Source organism: Vibrio sp. 03_296, from assembly GCF_002265885.1.
Genome location: NZ_NPKW01000998.1, coordinates 1 through 1,038, shown reverse-complemented (window position 1 = coordinate 1,038; position 1,038 = coordinate 1). Strand labels below are relative to the sequence as shown.

The following is a 1,038-nucleotide window of genomic DNA, read 5'->3' as shown; positions in this document are numbered from 1 at the left end:
GCCGTCTCGCGCAGCTTGGGTGATGTCATTAAACTTCAAGCCAAGTTGACTGACCGGTTGATTCAGGCAACTTGGTGTCAGAGTGGGTAAACACATTAGCCTTGCTGGTTTGGCAAGTAAACATATAACCTTCACCGGGTAAGATTACCTTAGCCATACTGTTGAGAATGTCGGTCAGATTTCGACATCCGCCCCCAACACCACTTGCTGGCCATGCAACGAAAGAGCTTTACCCAATGAGACCACGTTTGCCCCGGTCGCCGCGGCGACAGTTGGGTTATCCATAAAGACTTTAGCTGGATTCGCCATGGCGTTTTTATACCAACCCCATTGGCGAGGATCATCGTTCCCCGGCGGTAAAACCACACCATTCGCGTTGTCTTGAGCACCATCTGGGTAGGCGAGAAAGACATTGTCAAAACTGGCCGAATCTTTCACCTGTTTTAAATGAGTCACAATGGACTGTTTGTCGACTTCAGAGGATAGCGCCGTTAACGCTCGCTCTTTTGAAAGTAACCAGTCCGTAACATATTGATTGTATGATGCGGTGGTACTGGTCAGGCGCTGTTGCACCTCGACTTCCAACCGATTTAGCGAAGCGTTAATAGACTAGCAGCTTCAACCAAAAGTCCCCCGACAATAATGGCAGCGCTCGCTAGAAACTAGCGAGTTTGTTTTTTAAAGAAAGTTTTCTAAGCATTGTAATCCTGCTCTTTTGTTATTGATTTAGCTCAACACCTGTCACCGCCCTCACACAAAAGTGCTTGGGCATCCTCGATGCCAGTGTTCCCGCACATTATAAATTCGAAGCTAAAAATAAATCATGACCAAGCTCTTAACTTTCAACATCCAACGTTCAGTATCTAATCACTAAAACCGTGAATTTTTCCTGAGGACTTAAGAGAGTTAAAACATACCAAAATAGCGAAATCACAATCAAAACCTATTTCGCTTTTCATTGAATAAAACAAACTTATTTTAGAGCAATAATTCTAAAATGAATTTCTGCATTAAATAATTTAGTGATGTCAAATATGA

Annotated in this window: 1 pseudogene; it reads right to left on the bottom strand. The window is 43.4% G+C overall.

From position 1 onward, the window contains the following. A pseudogene (locus tag CIK04_RS29425) lies at positions 1 to 700 on the bottom strand (cache domain-containing protein); the annotation flags it as partial. Positions 701 to 1,038: the final 338 nt, after the last annotated feature.